The sequence below is a fragment of the Cupriavidus sp. IK-TO18 genome, from assembly GCF_015549295.1.
In the GTDB taxonomy this organism is placed as follows: domain Bacteria; phylum Pseudomonadota; class Gammaproteobacteria; order Burkholderiales; family Burkholderiaceae; genus Cupriavidus; species Cupriavidus oxalaticus_A.
On sequence record NZ_JADGMP010000014.1, the window covers coordinates 65,208 to 87,809 of the forward strand.

Consider the following 22,602-nt stretch of genomic DNA (forward strand, 5'->3'; position numbering starts at 1 on the left):
GGCTTGCGGCGCGCGGGCAGGCTCAGTCGCGCAGGCCGGGGCGGGTCTCGCTTTCCACCCAGACGTTGGCGCTGTCCACGCCGGCGGGTGACAGTTCCATGCGGTATTCGTAGCGGTCGGGACGGTACTGCCCCAGCAGCAGCTGCACCGGGCGCCCGCCCTGGTCCTTCACCACCCGGCGCACCGCCAGCAGCGCGCCGCCCACCGGCACGTCCAGCAGCGGCGCCACCACCACGTCTGCCAGGCGTGCCGACAGTACCTGGCTGGCACGGCCCAGCTTGACCCCGCCGGCCTCGAGCAGGCGCAGCACCGGGGTTTCCTCGAGCGCCTTGCGCGAGATCGGGCGGCCCAGGTCCGCGGGCAGGTAGACGGTGATATGCGACAGCGGCCGGTTGCGGTAGTGGCGCACGCGCACGATCTTGATCACCGGGTCGCCCGGCTGGAGCTGCAGCGACTCGGCCACGTCGGGCGTGGCGTGGACTTCGTCGATCGAGATCACCTTCACCGACGTTTTCTGGCCCATGTCGATGATGTTGTCGAGCAGGCTCGCGCCGCGTTCCTCGGTGGCCGACGCGGGACGCACGGGGTGCGGGTTGACGAAGGTGCCGAGCCCACGATGGCGCCGCACCAGGCCTTCCTGCACCAGCCGGTCGAACACTCGGCGCATGGTCACGCGCGAGGCGTGGAACTGCTTGGCCAGGTCGATTTCTCCCGGCAGGGGACCCTGGCCGAAGCGTCCTTCGACGATCTGCTGGCGCAGTACCACGTAAATCTGGTGATACAGGGGAACGACGGCTTCACTCATGGTTTCCCTTGTGGAGAGATGACAAGTCTGTAATGCCTCTAATGTACTTTAAATCAGACATAGAGCCTAGCACGGATAGCGGCTGAGGCGCTTCGGATACAACGTGCGCGTGCGCCGCTTCAGCATGACATCCGCATCGCGCCAAGCCAGTGGCCGATCACACGGCGGCGCTCGTGCGCGTGCCGGTGGCGCCCCGCCGGGGCCAGGCGAAGGGCTTCCTGAGGAACGCACCGATGACCGGAATCTGGCGGCGAAAAACGGACATCGCCGCAATGTGAGGCAGCCCACATGGGAGACGACGGCGGCACCTCGGGAATCGTGTTTCAGGGCCGATACGTGGCATGGCGCATCGGGCAACTCCCGAGGCGATCAGTAAGCCATTGAAATCTAATTAATTTTTTTGGAGGGGTGGCGAAGCCCCTGTGTCGCCTTGGGGGGCGTTGTCACAGCGGTGTGACATGTCGTTTGGCGTGCACAGCAGGCGGGCCCCCATTGATGGCGCAAGCGGCTAGAAAGTTCCCCCGGCTGGCACCGGGCAGGCCTTGTATCACAAGGGTTTGCCGCCTCACGTGGCGAAGCTGGCACCGATTATGCGCTAGGGGTGGTCGGTTTGGCAGTTGCCGGACCTGAACCTCCAGACGTCGTTCCGGACGTGAGCGCCGGCCGGAGGCTGAGCCGCAGTGACACTGTGAATACTCCTGGGAGCTAGGAATGAAAAAGACCTTACTGGCGTCGGCAATTGCCATGGCATTTGCGGGGCAGGCATGGGCCAATCCGATCAACCTCAATGATGGTGTAAGCGGGGGGGGGGACAACAACCAAACGGCAACGGCAAGCTCGACCCAAAGCGGCGCCGGCGCATCGGCAAATGAGTTCTCGAAGGCCATCCAGAAGAACGACAACAGCACCGACAACAGTACTGACACGCGGACCACCACGGTCACGAAGACGAAGAGCAAGACCAATTCCGACAACCGCCTGAAGGCTTCGGCTGACGGCATCGGGACTGCGGCGGCTGTTGGCGGCGCCGCATCGTCCAGCATCGCCAGTTCGTTCAACAAGACCACGGCAATCGCGCTCAGCAAGCTGAATGGCACCGTGAGCGGCAACAACATCTATGGCATTGGCAACGTTGCCACGAACACCGGTAGTGCCAACGGCGGCACCGGCTACGGTGGCAAGGGCGGCACGGGCGGCGCCGGCGGCACTGGCCAAGGTGGTTCGGGCGGCGACGGCGCCGTCGGTGCAGTGGGCGGTAGCGCCACCGCAACCAATGGCAGCGCCACGGCTGGTTGGGCCAAGGCAGGCTCGGCCAAGGCAGGCGACGGCGGCGACGGCGGACGTGCCTCCAACTGGGGTGCCAATGGCGGCGACGGCTATGGCAAGGGCGGCAGCGCGCTTAGCGCGGCAGGCGCTGCGGGCGCCAGCGGTGGCGATGGCTTTGGCAAGGGTGGCGGTGCTCTGAGCGCTTCGCTCGGTGCAGGCGGCCGTGGCGGCAGCGCCGGTGCAATCGGCGGTGATGCCCTGGGGGCCAGCGGAGCCCTTGGCGGTCTGGCCGGTGCAGCCGGCGGCTCTGGCGGCTCGGGCGGCAGTGCTAACGGTGCGGGTACCGACACGGGCGGTGCAGGCGCTGCGGGTGGCACCGCAGCCGCGGCCGGGACCAACACGGCTGGCGCAGGCTCTGGCACGGGCGGCGGAGCGGGTGCTACCGGTGGCGCAGGCGGTTCCGGAAGCTCCGGCGCGACGGCGACCGGTGGTGCGGGCAGCGGCTCCGGCGGCGCCGGCGGCACGAACACCGCGGGCTCGTCGTCAACTGGCGGCGCTGGCTCGGGCACTGGCGGTGCCGGTGGCACGCAGACGGCTTCCGGCGGCGGCGGTGGCGCTGGTGGTGCGGCATCTGCAGGCAGCGCCAGCACCTCGGCCTCGAACGGCAGCGCTACCACGGGTAGCGGTGGCGCCGGCGGCTCAGGTGGCGCTGGCGGTGCAGGCACCGGCGGTACCGGTGGCGTTGGCGGTGTCGGCAACGGCGGCGCTGGTGGCGCTGGCGGCGCTGGCGGATACGTCGTCGTCACCACAGGCGACTTCAACATGTCCAACCTGATGACCAGCGTCGGTCAGTCCGCGGCGGGCATCATGATGGCGAGCCAGAACAGCGGCGCCGCCTCGCTGACGCAGATGAGCGTGAACGTGCAGGCCAACGTCAACGCTGGCCCCTGATAGGCGCAGACTCGGCCCTGCCTGAGCTTCTTGCGAGGGCGGGCCGGCACTTCGCGATGCCATGTCGGCAGGACCGGCGCCCGCATCCTGTGTGCGGGCGCGCGGGTCCTGTCACGTCCACGCAAGCCTATATGCCTTAGTGCCGCCCGGGACAGGGTACGTGCACGAGGCCTGGGGAGGATGACACCATGCAATCGGTCCGCATTGCCGTCAGTGCGTTTGCGACGGTCCTACTTGCCTGTCCTGCACTTAAGGCAAGTGCAGAGCCGCCAGGGCTGGATGAGGCCATGGCAGCCGCACGCAGTGTTGCAAGCATCCCTCAGGAGACTGTTGCTCACACGCAACCTGCAGCTCCAGCCGATACCACATTGTTCGGCGCGGTGGCGAAAGCTGTACCTGTGACTAAACTAGACGATATCCGCGGTGGTTCGGAGGTCACTGTCAACGACATGCGCTTGCACGGCACCGTGGCTGACAACGCGGCAGTCAATGTGTTGTCCGGTGCGAACAATATTGCGGACGGCGCGTTCGCGAACGCCTCTGGAATTCCTACGGCAATCCAGAATTCCGGCTCCAACGTGCTGATCCAGAACGCCACGATCCTCAACGTCCAGTTCAAATAATGAAGCTGCTGCGCAACCTGTTGGCGTCTGTACCGTTCGCGTTGGCCACGGGGGCCATTCCGTGCGCCAATGCCGCGGATGTCTATCTCTACGGGCCGGTCGGCGAACCCTACAGCGTCAGGGTCACCAGCGTTCGCGAAGCGCGCTTCAAATCCACGATCCGCCAGCAATACGATTTCAGTTGCGGCTCTGCCGCGGTGGCCACGCTGCTGACCTACCAGTACGGCCATCCGATGAACGAGGCCACGGTGTTCCAGACCATGTACCTCAACGGTGACCAGGCAAAGATCCGCGCCGAGGGGTTCTCGCTGCTGGACATGAAACGTTTCCTGGCAGCGCTCGGCTACGAGGCGGACGGCTATGAGCTGCCGCTGTCCAAGCTCGAGGAAACGCAGATCCCGGCCATCGTGCTGATCGTGGAAAACGGCTACCACCATTTCGTGGTGGTCAAGGGTGTAAAAGGCAACCGCGTGCTGGTCGGTGATCCGGCCCGCGGAACACGTGCCATGTCACGCGAGCACTTCGAGAAAGTATGGGAAAGCCAGCTGTTGTTCGTGATCCACAACCGCACGGACAACGCGCGCTTCAACCTGGCCGCGGACTGGCGCCTGGCGCCCAGCGGCCCTTACTGGATGGGAGTCAACCGGGATAGCCTGTTCTTCACCGTCATGCCCAAGCATGGCGTTGGCGATTTCTGAGGAATGCATCATGTTGCAGACTTCCCTCCCGACCCCAGCAGCGCCTCGCACCGCCACGTCGGCGGCCGCGATGCTGCTTGGTGCGGGCCTGGCCTGTGCCGGCGTGGCACATGCCAGTTCGCTACCCCAGCCCGACAGCCTCGACCCGTCGGCGCTGCCGTCGCAGGCCGCTTCTGCCAGCGACCGGGACCCTACACCCGTGGCTGCCGCGCGCGGCAGCATGGCCGGCTGGAAACCGGTCGCACATGACAAGCTTGACGAGATGCGGGGCGGCTTCGAGATGTCGGGCCTGCAGGTTTCGTTCGGTATCGAACGCGCTGTGTACATCAACGGGGCCCTGGTCGTCGCAACCAGCATTAACATCCCGGACGTCGGACGCATCACCGCGGACCAGGCGGCGCGCCTGGCGACGACGCTGGGCCCCGCCATCATTGCTTCCACCAACGCCGCGGTCGATAGCGCGCTGGCGGGCGTCACGGCCGGCGCTCAGGGTGGCGCGAACGGGTCCGCCGGTAGTGCGAGTGCCGGCGCCGCAGGGGCTTCCTCGGCCACGTCGGCTGCGGCCAACGGCGGCAGCGCCAGTGCCAGCGGCGCCGCCGGCCTGCCCGCTGCCGTGGTGTCGACCGGCACGGGCCAGGTGGTGACCAACGGCTTGCTGAACGTGATCCAGAACGGCCCTGGCAACTCGGCCGCGGTGGCGGCGCTGGCCGGCACGCCCACCACGGTGATTCAGAACAGCATGGACAACCAGAGCATCCGGAGCCTGATGACAATCGACGCAAGCGTGAATACGCTGCAGGCCTTCCGGTCGCAATTGGCCAACGCGACGCTGCAGGATGCGTTGATGCGGGCCGCCAGCATGAGGTAATCGTAGCGAAGCAGCAGGCACTACAGGTTGCGGGCTCCTGACAACAGCCCGCCCGTCCCGGGGGAGGAAGACGTGATGAAGAAGCGGTCGATGCAGGGCATCCGGAATGCCGGATGCTCGACGTTGCTGTTGCTCGGCGGCCTGGCGCAGGCCCAGACGCCCGATGCGGGGGGACCCGCGGCAGGCCTGGAATCGCTGCAAAGGGAACTCGCCGAACAAGCCACCCAGCTCGACGCCATGAAGCGGGCGCTGGCCGAACAAGAGGCAGTCATTCGCGAGCTGCGCAGCGTCATCAGCAACGAGGTACTGGCCACCAAGCGCGGCGGCCAGGGTGTCGGGGGCGGTGTGTCGCCCTCCAACAACGCCACCAATGCCGCCACCGCTGCGGCGGCGGCCAGCGCGGCGCAGAGCGCGCCCAACGCGGTCAACAACCCGCAGCAGATCACGCTGCAGCCGCCGCAGGATGTCGCGCAGGGCCCGCAGGCGGGCGAGTCCGCCAACCCCCAGACCGTGGCCGTGGAAGAACCCGTGGGCCGTCCGCCCGAGCGCGAGACCCGGCCGCCCGAGATCGCGCCGATCATCGACCAGCCCGGCGTGCTGACCGCACAGGGCAAGCTGGTGCTCGAGCCAGGCTTCCAGTACGGCTACTCCTCCAACAACCGCGTGGCGCTGGTCGGCTATACGGTGATCCCCGCGATCCTGATCGGCCTGCTCGACGTGCGCGAGGTCAAGACCTCGACCTACATCCCGTCGATCGCGCTGCGCTATGGCGTGACCAAGCGGCTGGAAGTCGAGGCCAAGGTGCCTTACGTGCATACGTCGGGCTCGACCGTGAGCCGTGAAGTCTTCACCGGCACCGCCGTCGACAACGTGTTCAATGCCAGTGGTAGCGGCATTGGCGACGTCGAGGCGACCGTGCGCTACCAGCTGAACTACGGCAACGAGAAAATCCCGTACTTCGTTGGCTGGCTGCGCTACAAGTCCGCCACCGGCAGGGACCCGTTCGAAGTGGTGACCGATTGCGTGACGCGTTGCATAGGCAATACCACCGGCACCGGCCTGCCGCTCAGCATGCCGACCGGCACCGGCTTCCAGGCAATCCAGCCGGGTATCACCTGGCTGCTGCCGACCGATCCGGCGGTGTTCTTCGGCACCTTCAGCTACCTGCACAACTTTGCGCGCGACAACGTCAGCCGCACCGTGCTCAACGGCCAGACGGAGAACCTGGGCAAGATCGCCCCGGGCGATATCTTCGAGTTCAGCTTTGGCATGGGCCTGTCGCTCAACGAGAAGGCGTCGTTCAGTATCGGCTATGACCAGGCCATCATCTGGCCGACCAAGCAGAACGGACAGACTGTGCCAGGCTCGGTGCGCATCACGCAAGGCACGTTGCTGGTGGGCTACTCGTACCGCTTCAACGACCGCTACACGCTGAACCTGTCGGTGGGTGCGGGCCTGACGCGTGACACGCCCGACCTGCAGGTCAACCTGCGCCTGCCGATCACTTTCTGAGGCGGCTTTCGCCGCGCTTTTCCAGGCGTTTCTGACTCACGTGACGTGTGCCTTGCAGCAGGCAGGGCACGCGTGCGCGTCACATGCGCGCGCGCACGCGCAGCGCTCCGGCACTTGCCTTGCGCTTGCCCCCCGAACGGCGTACAACGAAATAACCCCGCGCCGTCAGCGGTACTTTCTCACCCGGTCTACCCACACCATCGGCGCGGCCTGAACAAGGAGAGAGACATGCGCAAACGCATCTTCTGGTTGTTGCCCGACGTGGCGAGCGCCCGCCGCACCATGGACGACCTGCTGCTCGCCCGCGTCGAGAACCGCCGCATCCACTTCGTGGCGCGCGACGGCGAAGACATGACGGGCCTGCACGAGGCCAACCTGTTCCAGACCTCCGATATCGTCCATGCCGCGGAAATGGGCCTGGTGGTCGGTGGCGGCGTGGGCGTGGTGGCCGGCGCGGTAGTGGCGATGTTCCCGATCGTCAGCGATACGCCGCAATGGGGCCTGGTCGGGGTGCTGGCGGTGCTCGGCGCGGTGTTCGGCGCATGGGCCGCGAGCATGATCGGCAGTTCCGCGCCCAACAGCCGCCTGCGCGCGTTCGAGAAGGACATCGAGGCGGGCAAGATCCTGCTGATGGTCGACGTGCCGCGCGGCCGCGTCGAGGAAATCGAAACGCTGCTGCAGAACGCGCACCCGGAAGCCCGTTTCGCCGGTCTCGATCCGGCCGTGCCGGCCTTCCCCTGATCCGTCCGCAGCAAGCCTTGCCGTCGCGATGGCAAGGCCATTCGCAGTCTCTCTCGTGCGCCCGCGCGGCGCACTTTGACGCGCATCTCTTAGCGCGTAGCTGGCCACGCCGGAACCGCCCTCCGGTTCCGGTGTGATGCCGCTGCAACACCCCACCACCTCCTGTTTGCCCTGACCTGGCGCATGCGGTAATTTTCGCAACGGCGCATGGCCGTTGCCGTGCGCAGCGCGCGTAAGCTCGCAACAGCGCGCATCAGAATAACGACATACCAGAGGGGGCAATCGATGAAGGCGAAATGGATCGCGTGCGGCATGCTGGCCGCCACGCTTGGATGGGCCGTGCAAACGGCGCAGGCGGAACCGGGCGTGACCCGCAACACCATCCGCATCGGCCAGTCGGCCGGCATCACCGGCCCCGTCGCCGGTTCGGTCAAGGAACAGATCGCCGGCGCGCAGGTGTACCTGCGCACGGTCAACGCCAGCGGCGGCGTGGCGGGCCGGCGCATCGAGCTGGTCACCTACGACGATGGCTTCGATGCCAAGCGCACGCCGGACAACGTGCGCAAGCTGCTCGACGAAGACAAGGTGTTCGCGCTGTTCATGGTGCGCGGCACGCCGCAGAACGAGAGCATCCTGCCGCTGGTCGCCGCGCACAAGGTGCCACTGGTGGCGCCGCTGACCGGCGCGATCACGCTGCACCGGCCGGTGAACCGCTACGTGTTCAACGTGCGCGCCAAGTACCAGGATGAAGTCGCGCGCGCGATCAACCACCTGGCCACCACCGGCATGAGCCGGATCGGCATTTTCCACACCACCGACGGCTTCGGCCAGGACGTGCTCGAAGGCTATACCACCGCGCTGCAGGCGCGCGGCGTGCAGCCGGCGGCGACCGTCAGTTTCGCGCGGCCGATGGGCGACATCAGCCAGGGCGTTGCCACCATGAACAAGGCTAACCCGCAGGCGGTGCTGGTGATCGGCTCGGGCTCGGAAGCCGCGCGCATCATCCGCGAGTTGCGCAGCGCCGGCAGCCAGGCGCAGTTCGTCACGCTGTCTAACAACGCTGCCGATTCCTTTATCCGCGAGCTGGGCGACGATGCGCGCGGCCTGATCATCACGCAGGTGGTGCCGGGCACCAACTCCAGCCAGATGACGCTTGCCAGCGAATACCGCAGCCAGGCCCGCCAGCAGGGCGTGGAGCCGTCCAACGCCGGCATGGAAGGCTTCATGTCGGCCAAGGTGCTGGTGGAAGGCCTGCGCCGCGCCGGGCCCGAGCCGACGCGCGAGCGCCTGGTCAGCGCGCTCGAAGGCCTGCGCGACTACGACCTCGGCGGCATCCTGATCAGCTACAGCCCCACGCGCCATACCGGCTCGTCCTTCGTCGAGATGTCGATCGTCTCGTCCACCGGCAAGCTGATCCGCTGAGCGGGCGGGCGGACAGGCCTGCGGGGCATGCCGGTTCCGCGCCACGCGGGCCGGCCTGCTGCGGTATATTCGCCCGCATGGCTACTCCTACCTCATCTCCCGACGCCGCCGCGCGTACCACATTCTCGTTGCATGGCCGCGTCGCGCTGGTGACCGGCGGCGCGCAGGGCCTGGGCCTGGCGATTGCCGCCGGGCTGGCCGATGCCGGGGCCCACGTGCTGGTGGCCGCGCGCAGCGAGGCACGCGTGCATGACGCGGTTGCCACGCTGGCCGCTCGCGGCGGCAGCGCCGAGGCGCTGGTGCTGGACATCACCGATGAAGCGGCGGTCGAGGCGGCGTTCGCGCGGATCGATGCCGCCCACGGCCGGCTCGATGTCCTGGTCAACAATGCCGGCGCGCGCAACCGCAGCTCGATGGCGCAGCTCGATGCCGGCGACCTGCGCGCCATGCTCGAGACCAACCTGGTCGCGCCCTACACGCTGTGCCGCCACGCCGCGCAACGGATGCAGCGCGGGCAGTACGGCCGCATCGTCAACGTCAGCTCGATCGCGGGCCAGGTGGCGCGCGCGGGCGACGTACTCTATCCCGCCACCAAGGGCGGCCTGGACGCGCTGACGCGCGCGCTGGCCGCGGACCTGGGCCGCTTCGGCGTCACCGTCAACGCGATCGCGCCCGGCTACTTCGCCACCGAACCGAACCAGCCCATGGTCGACGACGAGAGCGTGGCCGAGTGGCTGCGCCAGCGCACCTCGCTGGGCCGCTGGGGCCGCCCGGAAGAGATCGCGGGCGCGGCGGTATTCCTGGCATCGCCGGCGGCGTCGTATATCACCGGGCACGTGCTGGCGGTCGACGGCGGCTACCTGGGCCACTTCTGACCCGCCGCCAACGGCAAAGCGTACCCAATTCTGCGTGCCATTCCGGTGACGGCGATGTCCGCGTTTCAGCGCCGCGCCGGCGCCTTGCCGCCGCGGTAGAACGCCTGCAGGCTTTCGATCATCGCCGCGGCGGCAGCGGAGTCGCCGCGGTCCTTCATCCGCACCAGGCAGATATCGCGCACCAGTGACGGCAGCTGCAGCGGCCGGATCGCCAGGCCCTCGCGCCGGAACTGGAACAGCGCCAGCGACGGCACCGCGCTGATGCCGAGTCCCGCCTGCACCAGCGCCGCCACGGTTGCCAGGTGCTCCACCTCCATCACGCTGTGCAGCCGCAACGGGTGCAGCGCCGCATCGAGATGCTGGCGCACGCTGGTCGTGCGCGACAGCTGGATAAACGGCTCGCCCGCCAGGGCTTGAGGCGCGATGCGGCGCTTGCGCGCGAGCGGATGGCCGGCCGGGCAAACCAGGTGGAACGTGTCGCGCACCAGCGGCTCGACGCGCAGGTCGTCGTCCTGCGCCGGCGCGGGTGCCAGCGCAAAGTCGGCGCGGCCCTGCCGGACCAGCTCGATGCAGCCATCGGCGAGCTGGTCGAACAGTTCCAGCACGATGCCCGGGTAGCGTGCGCGGAACTGCGCCAGCAGCGGCGGCAGGTCGCCCCCCGCCAGCGACGGCAGCGCGGCGATCGACACGCGGCCCTTGCGCCGCTCGGCGTGCGCGCGCAGGTCTTCGAACGCCGCTTCGAAATCCGCCAGCAGCCGCCGCGCAGTCTGCTCGAAGCGCACGCCGTCGGTGCTCAGCTCCACGTGGCGCGTGGTGCGCTCGAACAGGCGGCTGCCCGCCTGCTCCTCCAGCGTCTGCACCAGTGCGCTGAAGGCCGACTGCGACAGGTGGCAGGCGCGCGCCGCGCGGGTGAAGTTGCGGTAGGTCGCCAGCGCCACGAAGGCGCGCAGGTGCTTGACCGACAGGTTCATCGAGGCTTCATATTTATCCAGCAAGTCGATAGATTAATCCAAATAATCCGTTTTTTGGCTGGACGGTACCGGCCTAGAATGGCTTCGACCCCGCCAACAACCTTGCCCCCGACCATGACTGCTCCCTTGCTCATCGGCTCCGGCGCCGGCTTCTCCGGCGACCGTACCGACGCCGCGTTGCCGGTGGTGCGCACGCTGATCGCCGCCGGCCAGCCCGCGGCGCTGATCTTCGAGACACTGGCCGAACGCACGCTGGCGCTGGCGCAGCTGGCGCGGCGCAACGATCCCGCGCACGGCTACGAACCCCTGCTCGACGCGCTGCTGGCGCCGGTGCTCGGCCTGTGCCTGCAACACGGCATTCCCATCGTCGGCAATTTCGGCGCGGCCAATCCGCACGCCGCGGCGCGGCGCGTGCTGCAGCTGGCAGGCGAACTCGGCCTGCCTGCGCCGCGCGTGGCGGTGGTGGAGGGCGACGATCTCTCGCAAGACGCTGGCCGCACGCTGCTGCAGGGCATCCTTGGAGACGCCTTCGACGCCGGCCGCTTTGTCTGCGCCAATGCCTATATCGGCGCGCAAGGCATCGCCGCCGCGCTGGCCGACGGCGCGCAGGTCGTGGTGTGCGGCCGCGTCGCCGACCCGGCGCTGGCGGTGGGGCCGGCGATGGCGCATCACGGCTGGTCGTGGGACGACTGGGACCGGCTCGCCGCGGCCACCATGGCCGGCCACCTGCTCGAATGCGGGGCCCAGGTCACCGGCGGCTACTTTGCCGATCCCGGCATGAAGGACGTACCCGATGTCCACGCGCTGGGTTTCCCGATCGCGCAGCTCGCCGAAGACGGCGCCATCGAGATCTTCAAGGCGGCCAATACCGGCGGCTGCGTCGACCTGCGCACGGTCAAGGAGCAATTGCTGTACGAGGTCCACGATCCGGCCGCATACCTGACCCCTGACGTAGTGGCCGACATCAGCGCCGTCACCGTCACGCAGATCGGCCCCGACCGCGTGGCGGTGCGCAACGTGCGCGGCCACGCACAGCCGGCCCAGCTCAAGGCCAATGTGTTCAGCCACGGCGGCTGGCTGGCCGAAGGCGAGATTTCCTATGCCGGCCCGAACGCCGCCGCCCGCGCGCGCCTGGCGGCCGACATCCTGCGCCGGCGCATGCAGATGCTGGGCCATGACGTGCCGATCCGCTTCGACCTGATCGGCGTGCTCAGCGTATTGGCCGACGACGCCGGCACGATGCTCGCCCGGCGCCAGCCGCACGAAGCCGAAGCGCAGGACGTGCGCCTGCGCGCCGCGCTGGCGCATGACGATGCCGCGGTGGCGCAGGCGCTGCTGCGCGAGGTCAACGCGCTCTACACCTGCGGCCCCGCCGGCGGCGGCGGCGTGCGCACGGGACAGCGCGCGCGCCTGAACGCCGTGTCGTGCCTGGTGCCGCGCGCAGCCGTCAGCGCCACGCATCGCTTCATCGCCTGAGGACGACGCCATGACCACGATCGATATCGCTACCGCCTCGCTCTACCAGTTCGCCCACGGTCGCACCGGCGACAAGGGCGACCGTTCCAACATCAGCGTGATCGCCTACGACGCGCACGACTACGAGCACCTGGTTGCCCACGTCACCGAGGACGCCGTGCGCACGCTGTTCAGCGAGCGCCGGCCCGGCGCCGTCACGCGCTACCTAGTGCCGTCGCTGCACGCCATGAATTTTGTCATCGACGGCGTGCTCGACGGCGGCGTCAATGACGCGCTCAACCTCGACACCCACGGCAAGGCGCTGTCGTTCCGCCTGCTGCAGCTGCAGATCCCGCTGCCGCCGCGGCTGGTGACCGCCGCACCCTGAATCTGCACCAACAACGCGCACCAACAACGATTCCGACAGGAGACAACGATGCACCGATTCCTCAAGCCACTGGCCGCCGTCGCGCTGTGCGCACTGGTCCTGCCCGCCGGGCAGGCATGGGCCGAATTCCCCGACAAGCCGATCCGCTTCGTGGTGCCGTTCGCCGCCGGCAGCGCCACCGACCAGCTCGCGCGGGCCATCGGCCAGGCCATCACGCTGGACAGCAAGGTCACCGTGGTGGTCGACAACAAGCCCGGCGCCAATGGCTTTATTGCGGCGTCTGACGTCGCCAAGGCCGCGCCCGACGGCTACACCGTGCTGATCAGCACCAACACCACCCATGCCGCCAATGAGCACCTGTTCAAGAAGCTGCCCTACGACCCGGTCAAGGACTATGCGCCGGTGACCGCGCTCGGCCGCGGCGGCCAGATCATGGTGGTCAACCCGCAAGTGCCGGCCAAGACGGTGGGCGAGTTCATCGCGCTGGCAAAGAAGCAACCGGGCAAGCTCAGCTTCGGCAGCGGCAGCTCGTCGTCGCGCATCGCCGGCGAGCTGTTCCAGCAGATGGCGCACGTCGAACTGCTGCACGTGCCGTACAAGAGCAACCCGCTGGCGATCACCGACCTGCTCGGCAACCAGATCCAGATGATGATCACCGACACCGCCACGGGCCTGCCGCAGGTCAAGAGCGGCAAGCTGCGCGCGTTGGGCGTATCGGGCAAGGCACGCTCGCCGCTGGCGCCCGACGTGCCGACCATCGACGAGGCCGGCGTCAAGGGCTACGAGATGAGCTATTGGTTCGCGGCCTACGCGCCGGCCGGTACGCCGCAACCCGTGGTGGCCAGGCTGAACGCGTTGATGGTGAAGGCCGCGCGCAGCGACAATGCGGCCAGCTTCTACCAGTCGACGGGCACCGAAGTGTTTACCAGCACGCCCGCCGAACTCGCGAAATTCCAGGCGCAGGAGTCTGGCAAGTGGGGCCGCATCATCAAGGCGGCGAATATCCAGCCTGAGTGACGACGAGCCGCTGCAAGCTCGCATGAATGGAAAACGGGGCCACGCGGCCCCGTTCTTTACGCAGAAGTAGGTACGCTTTGGTCGGGCGTACCTATTTCTGCGTAGCTGTTGTCGTGTCGTCCGCGGTCTCTCCTTGTTGCTCGCTGCCGCGCCGGGCCTGCTTTTCCGGTGAGTCGCCATCCGGCTTAACATACGCCTTCGGCCGGTGTGCGCGCCGGCCGGCGCTGTCTCCCCCGACAACCACCAACAACAAGGAACCAGACATGAAGCTGCAGTCCGCCGCGCGCCTGCCGGCATTGGCCATGGCCGCCGCAACCGCCGCCGCGATAGCCATCACGATGCTACCGGCCACCATCGGTAGCGCCCATGCGGCCGCGGCGCAGCAGAAGACCCAGGTACCGGGCTATTACCGCATGGTGATCGGCCAGCTGGAAGTCACCGCACTGTACGACGGCTACATCGACCTCGACCCGAAGATCCTCAAGTACACCAGCGCACGCGAGGTGCAGAGCCTGCTGGCACGGATGTTCGTCGAGTCGACGCCGGGCATGCAGACGGCGGTCAATGCCTACCTCGTCAATACCGGCAGCAGCCTGGTGCTGGTCGATACCGGCGCAGCGGCATGCTTCGGTCCCACGCTCGGGCGCATTGGCGACAACCTGCGCGCGGCGGGCTATGCGCCGGAGCAGGTCGACGCGGTGCTGCTGACGCACCTGCACGGCGACCATGCCTGCGGCCTCGCCGCGAACGGGCAGCCGGCCTTCCCCAACGCGACGGTCTATGTCGACAAGGCCGATGCCGACTACTGGCTCAACGAAGCCAATGCCGCCGCGGCGCCGAAGGAAGCACAGGGGCTGTTCGCGATGGCACGCGCCGCGGTCGCGCCATACCAGGCGGCGAACCGGTTCCGCACGTTTAACGGGGGCAGCGGCGGCCAAGGCGGCAGCGGCGCCGAACCGATCCCGGGCGTGCGCGCGCTGCCCGCCTACGGGCATACGCCGGGCCACAGTGGCTACCTGTTCACCTCGGGCAAGGACAGCCTGCTGCTGTGGGGCGACATCGTCCACAGCCATGCGGTCCAGTTCCGCCGTCCGCAGGTGGCGATCGAGTTCGATACCGACAGCCATGCCGCGGTGATCACGCGCAAGCGCATCCTGGCCGATGCGGCCAAGGGCAAGCTGTGGGTAGGGGGCGCGCACCTGCCATTTCCGGGGCTGGGCCATGTGCGTCGCGACACGGCCGGCTATACCTGGGTGCCGGCCGAGTACGGGCCGATCCGAGCGGATCGATAGCCCGGGGCGCACGCCGCGCTGTTCGCCATGCCTGGGGAAACGCTCAGGCCGATGGCCGCAGAAATGGGTACGCTTGCCCGCTGCGGCACCTTGGCCGAGGGCATCGCGTTCTTCGACGTGCTGTTCCTGGCCCCGCCCGTAGCGGGCTGCCGCAGCCGGGGCGCGACCACGCCGACGCATGGCGCGCCGGGCGGCCGCTGTTCAGGTTGGTACGCCGGGGAGTTCTCGCGCAGATGGGCGCGGAGTGAGGCGCGAGGATCAGTCGGGACTGGCCGGTACGGCTCAGGGCCGGCGCCGCTCCATTGCCACCATCGATGGCGTAAAGCCGAGCTGGCCGAAGAACGCCGCTTCGGAAGAGCGCGCCGCGCGCAGCACCCAGGTGATATCGGGATCGTTGCCCATGACGTGGCGCACCAGCGAGCGGCCGATGCCGCGCCGGCGGTGGCTCGGGGCCACGGCTACCATCGACAGGAAGCCGTCGGAGACGTCGTCGCACAGGGCCCGGGCGAAGCCGACGATCTCGCCGCCTTCCACCGCCACGGCCACGCGCTGGGAATTGGCCACCAGCCGCGCGAACTTGTCGGGACCGCCTATCCGGTTGGACCAGCCATTGGCGATCAGTAGTTGTCTGGCTGCCTCGATGTCATCGGGCAACAGGTTACGGATTTCCATTGGCGGCTCTCCCAGTAAAGCATGTACGGCCCCTCGCCGCCCCTTGCCACCAGGGGCGCCGCGAGTCGAGAACGGCACGGGAACCCGCGCCGCACAATTGGCGGAGTGTAGCGAGCGGGCGCGGGCGCGTCAATTTGGCTTCCGGGTGGGTGGGGGTGCCGCTCACGCCAGCGCGCCGGCGGGGTATCATGGCCTGCATGAACGCCCCCGTCTTCTCCTCAGCCCATCCGGCCGACCAGCTCGCCGAATTTTCTGACGCAGATGCAGCGCTGGCGCGCATCCGCGAGATCTACGACGCCTCGGTCGGCGCGGTGCGCGCGCGCTTCGATGCATTCGCCAGCGGCAAGCCGCTGCCCTCGGCCGCGCACGCCTGCTATCCGTACCTGGGGATCTCGGTCAACATCGAGACCATGGTCACCGACAGCCGCCCCTCCTGGGGCACGGTGGCCTACCCCGGGGTGTACGGCACCACGGTGACCCGCCCCGACCTGCTGGCGGACTACTACCGCGACCAGATCGAACGGCTGATGCGCTACCACCGCGTCCCGGTGGTCGTCGGCCTGAGCCGGCGCCCGATCCCGCTGCCGTTCGTGATCGAAGCCTCGACCACCGACATCAGCTACACCCAGGCGCGCGAGCTGGAGGCCTCGTTCGTGCTGCCCGAGCTCAGCCGCATCGACGACGGCATCGCCAACGGCACCTACGAGCCGATCCCGGGCGAGGCCTGGCCGCTGTCGCTGTTCCCGGCCGAGCGCGTGGACCTGGCGCTGCAGCGGCTGTACCACTACACCGGCACGGCGCCGCAGCATGTCCAGCGCTTCGTGCTGTTCACCAACTACCAGCGCTATGTCGATGAATTCGTCGCGCTGGGCCGTGCGCTGATGAGCAGCAGCGACGGCGGCGGCTACACCCGCTTTGTCGAGCCCGGCGACGTGGTCCAGGACCTCGGCGGCGCCGAGCCCGAAGACACGACCCGCCCGCGCGCGCTGCCGCAGATGCCGGCCTACCACCTGGTGCGCGAGGACAAGCTGGGCGTGACGCTGGTCAATATCGGCGTGGGCCCGTCCAACGCCAAGACCATGACCGACCATCTTGCCGTGCTGCGCCCGCATTGCTGGCTGATGGTCGGGCACTGCGGCGGCCTGCGCCGCTCGCAGCAGCTGGGCGATTACGTGCTGGCACACGCCTACGTGCGCGACGACCACGTGCTCGACCACGACCTCCCGCCCTGGGTGCCGGTGCCGCCGATCGCCGAGATCCAGGTGGCGCTGCAGGAAGCGGTGGCGCGCGTCACCGGCCTGTCCGGCAGCGAGATGAAGACGCGCATGCGCACCGGCACCGTGGTCTCCACCGACGACCGCAACTGGGAGCTGAAATCCAAGTCGCTGTATGCGCGCTTTAACCAGTCGCGTGCCATCGCCATCGATATGGAAAGCGCCGCGGTGGCCGCCAACGGCTTCCGCCTGCGCGTGCCCTACGGCACGCTGCTGTGCGTCTCGGACAAGCCGCTGCACGGCGAGCTCAAGCTGCGCGGCATGGCCAACGCGTTCTACCGGCAGCGCGTCAGCCAGCATATGACCATCGGGCTGGAGGCAATCCGCATCCTGCGTGAAAACGGTGTCGAGCAACTGCATTCGCGCAAGCTGCGCAGCTTCGACGAGCCGGCATTCCGCTAGGCTGCGACGTTCTTTCTTGCCCAAGCAAAAAAGGCCGGCTCCCGACGGGGCCGGCCTTTAATTTTTTACTCTCGCGTTGCCGCTCAGAAGCGATAGCCCACGCCCATGCTGAACAGCCACGGGTCCAGGCTCACCTTGGACACTTTGACGTCGCCGGCCTTCACATCGCTCGACAGCCAGATCTTCTTGATGTCGGCATTCAGGAACCAGTTCTTGGTCAGCTTGTAGTCCATGCCGATCTGCAGCGCCGGCCCGACGCTCCAGCTGTCGAGCTGCAGCGCGTTGTTGGCGAGGTTCTCGCCCCAGATGCGGGTGAAGTTCAGGCCCGCGCCGATATACGGACGGAACGTGCCATTGGGAATGAAGTGGTATTGCACCAGCAGCGATGGCGGCAGGTGCTTGAAGGTGCCGATCTTGTTGCCGTCGAGATAGACGTTCTGCTTCTGCGGTACGGTCAGCACCAGCTCGGCGGCGATATTGGGGGTGAAGAAGTAGGTGACGTCGAGCTCGGGGATCCACTTGTTGTTGACCGTGATGCGGTCCGATGCCCCTACGCCGCCAACCGGGTCCGAACTGTTGGCCATGTCGAGGTAGGTGCCGCGCAGGCGCACCATCCAGTTGCCTTGTGCATCGTCGGCGGCCATCGCGGGCGCGGCGAACGCGCCGAGCATGGCGCAGGCGGCGATGGCGGAGCAGGTGACCCGGGTACGGAGAGAGAGCTTGTTCATGATGTTTTGTCTTGGTCTGGTAAGGAGTCCGCGGACAGTTTGGCCGAGCGGGTTTGTGCGGACCTTGATGCAGAACAAGTCGAGAAGCCGCCACACAGGTGCGTCGCGATCGCGCGACAGCGGAGTTACGGCGCTAATCCTCCGCTAATAACCACATGCGGAATCATTCGTGGCAAGCCGGCGCGCCAGCCCTTACGCTGTGCAGGAGATCAGCGCCCGCGAGCTTCCACGCAAAGGCGGGCGCCGTGGCACCGGGCATGTCGTGGGCGTCCGCAAGGGCGTCTTTCCGGGTGTGCCCCGTGGGGGCGGGGCACACCGGTTTTCTTCGGATCCCCTTGCGGCGAGCGCCGTGTCAGGCCGCGTCGGCTTCGTCTGCCGGCCGGCGCGGTGCCGGCTCACGCCCGAGACCACCGCGCGCAGCGACGCCGTGACCGGGTTCACGTCGATGCCCGCGCCGAAGCCCGTCGGCGAATCTCCCACCCGCACTTCCCATAGCAAGCCGCGCGCGCATCGGCGCCGGCGGTCATCGCGTGCTCGTGGTAGTCCATCACGCGCACCGGCAGGTCCACATCCGTCACGGCGCTCCGCCTCGACCGAAGGACGGTCGCATGTGCGCTGAAAGGATGAGTTATGCGCGGGTCCGTACGTTATCCCTCAGTCATCTGGCCAGTATTGCGCTGGCACCTTTGCACCTAGGCTGGTAGCGCGTGAAAGAACACGGGGGAACATCATGAAACTGAGAACGTGGGCAACCTGGCTGGCAGGGACTGCCATGACATTCTTGCTGGCCGCCTGCGGCGGTGGGGGCAGCGGCGGCTCGAGTTCGCCCTCCACGCCTGCCGCGACCACGCCGCTGACCTTCACCGTCAAGATGAGCACGACCTCGGGCGAGGTAGGCGTGGGCCGCACGCTCACCATCAGCGCGCTGGCGGTGGACAGCAACGGCGTCGATGTCAGCGGCAATACGGTGTTCACCTGGAGCAGCGCCGACAATGGCATCGCCACGGTCGAACCGGTCGCGGCCACGCCGGCCAATGCGGTGGTGCGCGGCATCGCCACCGGTACCACCAACGTGCAGGTGGTCGCGACCGTCAGGAACGCCGACAACACCACCACCACGCTGCCTGCGCAGACCGCCACCATGACCGTGGTGCCGGCTTCCGCGGTCAGCTACAGCCTGTCGATTCCCCATACCAATCTGTCGATGAGCGACGGCCAGGAGCTGCCGGTCAAGGTGTCGCTGGTCGACAGCAACGGCAATGACGTCTCGGCCAGCGTCAACAGCTGGGCGTGGGCGAGCAGCGCCACCGCGGTCCAGGTCACGGCCAGCCAGAACAGCGCCACGCTGAAGGCGAGCAACAGCTCGACCACCGCGGCCGTGACGGCTGACGTGTCGGTGTCGGTCACGGCGCCGGATGGCCGCGCGATCGGCGGCGTCATCGTGGTGACGGTGGCGAAGAACGGCTCGGCCACCTATCGCGTGGTGACCACGCGCCTTGGCCAGCCGGTGGATGCGCTGCAGGTGCTCAACGACCATCCGGCCAAATTCACCTCGCGCGTGCTGCGCAACGACGGCCAGGATGTCACGGCCGACTTCGACGGCACCTGGACCTACACCGCCACCTCGCCGACGCTGTCGACCGCCGAAGCCGCGGGTACGCACGATGCCACGGTCAGCAGCAGCCTGGCCAAGGGCACCGGCCCGGTCCAGAGCACGCTGACGGTGACCGCCGTGAGCACCAAGCTGGCCGTGCGCCCGGCTGCCGCCCTGTCCGTGACCGAGAATCCGACCTGGACGCTGGTCGACGACAACCAGCAGCCGCTGACGCTGCTGCTGATGCCGGCGATCCCGGTGGAAGTGACCGCGCGCATGAAGCACCTGGGCGATGATGCGCAGTACACCGCGTGCAAAGACTGGGCGTGGGAAAAGACCGGTCCAGTGTCACTGACGCCTAGCATGCTGATGTTGCCGCACCAGGTGCGCGCGACGGGCACCGCCGCCGGCGACTTCACCATCACCGCGACCTGCACGGTGGTGGCGGACAACACGCCGCTGAAGCTGGTCTTCGTCGGTACCGTCAAGTAAGCAGCAACGTTCCCGCGCGCAAGTGAAACGCCCTCCGGTCCGGAGGGCGTTTTGCATTGGTGCCTTCCCAAAGCGTACCCATTTCTGCGCAGCAAGGAAGAGTCGTATTGCGCGGCCAATACAGCCCGCGAAACCACCAGGTGAGCCCACGTCCTGCCAGTGCCGCGGCCCGCACCGACCACGTTCCGCACCCAAAGCGTACCCATTTCTGCGTGCCGCTTCACAGTCCTTCATTGCCGCCGGTATACCCCATCAGCCCGCGCCAGACGAGCGTATCCCGCTGCCTGCGCATGCCGCGCAAGCAGTCGGCGTACCCGTTTCTGCGTGAAGGAGCCCAGAAGGGAGATGGAGGGGAAAATACGCGCCGTTCAGCGCTTGCGCACGAAGCGCACGACCTGCTCGGCGGGCTTTCCTTGCGCGCCAGTGGCGTTGGCGGTGTTGGAGCCGCAGGTGTTGCAGCCGCCGTCGTCGCAGCCGCTGGTGCAGCCCGAGGCCGCCTGCGGCGCCAGCCACCGCACCAGCCGGCCGCGCCAGCCGCTCGCGGCGGCGCCGCCCAGGCGTGTCGCGAGGGCGGCCTTGACGCGCTCGCGCGTGCGCGGCGCATAGCGCGCCAGCACCGAGACCGCGCACGCCAGCACGATCAGCGGGACCAGCAGCGTTTCGAAGGCGTGGTAGAGCGTCATGGCAGCGATGGCGTCAGCTGACCAGCAGCGCGACGCGGTAAGTGACAAACGCGGCCAGGTAGGCCAGCCCGGTCAGGTACACGATCGATCCTGCCATGACCTTCCACGAGTTGGTCTCGCGGCGGATCACCGCCAGTGTCGAGATGCACTGCGGCGCGAACACGAACCACGCCAGCAGCGCCAGCGCGGTGGCCAGCGACCACTGCGCGGCGATCATCGGCGCCAGCTGCGCGGCCATGGCGTCTTCACTGCCAGACAGCGCGTACACCGTCGCCAGCGCGCCCACTGCCACTTCGCGCGCGGCCAGGCCAGGCACCAGCGCGATGCAGATCTGCCAGTTGAAGCCCACCGGCGCGAACACCTTCTGCAGCGCATGGCCGATCATGCCGGCAAAGCTGTAGTCGATGGCCGGCGCGGTCGCGCCTTCCGGCGGCGCCGGGAAGGTCGACAGGAACCACAGCAGCACGGTCAGCGTCAGGATCACCTTGCCCACGCGCGACAGGAAGATCCGGGCACGCTCCCACAGGCCGATGGCCACGTCGCGCACATTGGGGATGCGGTACGACGGCAGCTCCATCAGCAGCGGATGGTCGGTGCGGTCGCGGCGGAAGAACTTGAGCGCATAGGCCACCACCAGTGCGCTGACGATGCCTGCCACGTACAGCGCAAACAGCACCAGCCCCTGCAGGTTGAACAGGCCCATCACCGTGCGTTCGGGGATAAAGGCGCCGATCAGCAGCGCATACACCGGCAGCCGTGCCGAGCAGGTCATCAGCGGCGCCACCAGGATGGTGGTGAGGCGGTCGCGCGGATCCTGGATGGTGCGCGTGGCCATGATGCCGGGAATCGCGCAGGCAAAGCTCGACAGCAGCGGGATGAACGAACGGCCGGACAGCCCCGCACCCATCATCAGCCGGTCCAGCAGGAATGCCGCGCGCGGCAGGTAGCCCGATTCTTCCAGCGTGAGGATGAACAGGAACAGGATCAGGATCTGCGGCAGGAACACCACCACGCTGCCCAGGCCCGCGATCAGGCCGTCGACCAGCAGGCTCTTGAGCAGGCCGTCGGGCAGATGCGCACCAAGCAGTTCTCCGGCCCAGTGCACGCCGCCCTCGATGCCGTCCATCAGCGGCTCGGCCCAGGAGAACACCGCCTGGAACATCAGGAACAGCAGCACCGCCAGCAGCAGCAGGCCGAACACCGGGTGCAGCACGATGCGGTCGAGCCGGTCGTCCAGCGCCGCGGTGCGCGCCGGCATGCTGACCGCTGTGGCCAGCAGGCGGTTGACCTCGGTGTGCACGTCAACGTCGCTGGCGGGCTCGGGCGAGGACGGCGGTGCGGCAGGCAGGGCGCCGTCGAGCAGCGCCAGCAGCGCTGCCGCGCCGTCGCGCTTGACCGCCACGGTGCTGACCACCGGCACGCCCAGCGCGGCAGCCAGCTTGTCGCGGTCGATCCGGATGCCGCGGCGCGCGGCGGCGTCGCTCATGTTGAGCACCACCACCATCGGCAGGCCCAGCCGGCGCAGTTCCAGCACGAAGCGCAGGTGCAGGCGCAGGTTGGTCGCGTCCACCACCGACACCAGCAGGTCGGGACGCTGCTCGCCGGCGCGCACGCCCATGCAAACGTCGCGCGTGATGGCTTCATCCAGGCTCGCCGCGTGCAGGCTGTAGGCACCCGGCAGGTCCAGGATGCGCACCTGGCGTCCCGCCGGCGAGACGAAATGGCCTTCCTTGCGCTCGACGGTCACGCCGGCGTAGTTGGCCACCTTCTGCCGGCTGCCGGTCAGTCGGTTGAACAGTGCGGTCTTGCCGCAATTGGGATTGCCTACCAGCGCGATGCGCAGGGCAGGAGTCGGGGAAGCTGCTACAGACAT

20 protein-coding genes and 1 pseudogene are annotated in these 22,602 nt (G+C 67.9%); 14 read left to right on the top strand and 7 right to left on the bottom strand.

Going from position 1 to position 22,602, the window contains the following annotated elements; translation table 11 throughout:
• Window positions 1-22 precede the first annotated feature (22 nt).
• Entirely contained in the window at window positions 23-805 is a 783-nt protein-coding gene (locus IPF36_RS12125; protein WP_133097133.1) for a GntR family transcriptional regulator, read from the bottom strand.
• Between the two features lie 711 nt (window positions 806-1,516).
• On the opposite strand from IPF36_RS12125, the gene IPF36_RS12130 reads away from it, so the two are divergent.
• The 8 genes from IPF36_RS12130 to IPF36_RS12165 all read left to right on the top strand — a co-directional run bounded on the left by IPF36_RS12130 (window position 1,517) and on the right by IPF36_RS12165 (window position 9,761).
• Complete coding sequence (locus IPF36_RS12130) at window positions 1,517-3,022, top strand: hypothetical protein (RefSeq protein WP_195428036.1); 1,506 nt, start codon at window positions 1,517-1,519, stop codon at window positions 3,020-3,022.
• A gap of 188 nt (window positions 3,023-3,210) precedes the next feature.
• Window positions 3,211-3,645 carry a hypothetical protein gene (locus tag IPF36_RS12135; RefSeq protein WP_133097131.1) on the top strand — a complete coding sequence of 145 codons (435 nt, stop codon included), beginning with the start codon at window positions 3,211-3,213 and terminating at the stop codon, window positions 3,643-3,645.
• Entirely contained in the window at window positions 3,645-4,343 is a 699-nt protein-coding gene (locus IPF36_RS12140) for a C39 family peptidase (protein ID WP_195428037.1), read from the top strand. Before IPF36_RS12135 ends, IPF36_RS12140 begins: the two co-directional genes overlap by 1 nt.
• A gap of 10 nt (window positions 4,344-4,353) precedes the next feature.
• Window positions 4,354-5,211 carry a flagellin gene (locus tag IPF36_RS12145; RefSeq protein WP_195428038.1) on the top strand — a complete coding sequence of 286 codons (858 nt, stop codon included), beginning with the start codon at window positions 4,354-4,356 and terminating at the stop codon, window positions 5,209-5,211.
• 75 nt (window positions 5,212-5,286) lie between these two features.
• On the top strand, window positions 5,287-6,723 hold the full coding sequence (locus tag IPF36_RS12150; protein WP_133097128.1) for an acetate kinase: 1,437 nt from the start codon (window positions 5,287-5,289) through the stop codon (window positions 6,721-6,723).
• A 228-nt stretch (window positions 6,724-6,951) separates the two neighbouring features.
• Window positions 6,952-7,464 carry a DUF1269 domain-containing protein gene (locus IPF36_RS12155; RefSeq protein ID WP_133097127.1) on the top strand — a complete coding sequence of 171 codons (513 nt, stop codon included), beginning with the start codon at window positions 6,952-6,954 and terminating at the stop codon, window positions 7,462-7,464.
• A gap of 285 nt (window positions 7,465-7,749) precedes the next feature.
• The gene (locus tag IPF36_RS12160; protein WP_133097126.1) at window positions 7,750-8,886 is read left to right on the top strand and encodes an ABC transporter substrate-binding protein; all 1,137 of its coding nucleotides are present in this window, start codon (window positions 7,750-7,752) and stop codon (window positions 8,884-8,886) included.
• A 77-nt stretch (window positions 8,887-8,963) separates the two neighbouring features.
• Window positions 8,964-9,761: an SDR family oxidoreductase gene (locus IPF36_RS12165; RefSeq protein ID WP_195428039.1), complete on the top strand. Its 798-nt coding sequence runs from the start codon at window positions 8,964-8,966 to the stop codon at window positions 9,759-9,761.
• A gap of 65 nt (window positions 9,762-9,826) precedes the next feature.
• Here the strand turns inward: IPF36_RS12165 and IPF36_RS12170 are convergent, their stop codons facing one another.
• On the bottom strand, window positions 9,827-10,732 hold the full coding sequence (locus tag IPF36_RS12170) for a LysR family transcriptional regulator (protein ID WP_133097185.1): 906 nt from the start codon (window positions 10,730-10,732) through the stop codon (window positions 9,827-9,829).
• A 114-nt stretch (window positions 10,733-10,846) separates the two neighbouring features.
• On the opposite strand from IPF36_RS12170, the gene IPF36_RS12175 reads away from it, so the two are divergent.
• The 4 genes from IPF36_RS12175 (at window position 10,847) to IPF36_RS12190 (ending at window position 14,884) form a co-directional block, all read left to right on the top strand.
• The gene (locus IPF36_RS12175; protein ID WP_135703391.1) at window positions 10,847-12,208 is read left to right on the top strand and encodes an acyclic terpene utilization AtuA family protein; all 1,362 of its coding nucleotides are present in this window, start codon (window positions 10,847-10,849) and stop codon (window positions 12,206-12,208) included.
• 10 nt (window positions 12,209-12,218) lie between these two features.
• Window positions 12,219-12,575 (top strand): hypothetical protein, encoded by a 357-nt coding sequence (locus IPF36_RS12180; protein ID WP_135703392.1) that lies wholly within the window; start codon window positions 12,219-12,221, stop codon window positions 12,573-12,575.
• 48 nt (window positions 12,576-12,623) lie between these two features.
• Window positions 12,624-13,592 (top strand): tripartite tricarboxylate transporter substrate binding protein, encoded by a 969-nt coding sequence (locus tag IPF36_RS12185; RefSeq protein WP_195428040.1) that lies wholly within the window; start codon window positions 12,624-12,626, stop codon window positions 13,590-13,592.
• A 263-nt stretch (window positions 13,593-13,855) separates the two neighbouring features.
• A complete protein-coding gene (locus IPF36_RS12190) occupies window positions 13,856-14,884 on the top strand; it encodes an MBL fold metallo-hydrolase (RefSeq protein ID WP_133097121.1) in 1,029 nt (342 codons plus the stop codon).
• Between the two features lie 282 nt (window positions 14,885-15,166).
• Here the strand turns inward: IPF36_RS12190 and IPF36_RS12195 are convergent, their stop codons facing one another.
• The gene (locus IPF36_RS12195; protein ID WP_133097120.1) at window positions 15,167-15,556 is read right to left on the bottom strand and encodes a GNAT family N-acetyltransferase; all 390 of its coding nucleotides are present in this window, start codon (window positions 15,554-15,556) and stop codon (window positions 15,167-15,169) included.
• A gap of 188 nt (window positions 15,557-15,744) precedes the next feature.
• On the opposite strand from IPF36_RS12195, the gene IPF36_RS12200 reads away from it, so the two are divergent.
• A complete protein-coding gene (locus IPF36_RS12200; protein WP_133097119.1) occupies window positions 15,745-17,232 on the top strand; it encodes an AMP nucleosidase in 1,488 nt (495 codons plus the stop codon).
• A gap of 83 nt (window positions 17,233-17,315) precedes the next feature.
• Here IPF36_RS12200 and IPF36_RS12205 read toward each other — a convergent pair whose 3' ends face one another.
• Window positions 17,316-17,960, bottom strand: coding sequence for an OmpW family protein (locus tag IPF36_RS12205; RefSeq protein WP_133097118.1), 645 nt, complete (start codon window positions 17,958-17,960; stop codon window positions 17,316-17,318).
• A gap of 387 nt (window positions 17,961-18,347) precedes the next feature.
• A pseudogene (locus tag IPF36_RS34615) lies at window positions 18,348-18,529 on the bottom strand (alpha-isopropylmalate synthase regulatory domain-containing protein); the annotation flags it as partial.
• A 203-nt stretch (window positions 18,530-18,732) separates the two neighbouring features.
• On the opposite strand from IPF36_RS34615, the gene IPF36_RS12210 reads away from it, so the two are divergent.
• A complete protein-coding gene (locus IPF36_RS12210) occupies window positions 18,733-20,046 on the top strand; it encodes a hypothetical protein (RefSeq protein WP_135703394.1) in 1,314 nt (437 codons plus the stop codon).
• A gap of 368 nt (window positions 20,047-20,414) precedes the next feature.
• Here the strand turns inward: IPF36_RS12210 and IPF36_RS12215 are convergent, their stop codons facing one another.
• Both IPF36_RS12215 and feoB read right to left on the bottom strand, forming a co-directional pair.
• Window positions 20,415-20,729, bottom strand: coding sequence for a DUF6587 family protein (locus tag IPF36_RS12215; RefSeq protein WP_133097117.1), 315 nt, complete (start codon window positions 20,727-20,729; stop codon window positions 20,415-20,417).
• Window positions 20,730-20,742: 13 nt separating this feature from the next.
• On the bottom strand, window positions 20,743-22,602 hold the full coding sequence (gene feoB / locus IPF36_RS12220) for a ferrous iron transport protein B (RefSeq protein WP_195428041.1): 1,860 nt from the start codon (window positions 22,600-22,602) through the stop codon (window positions 20,743-20,745).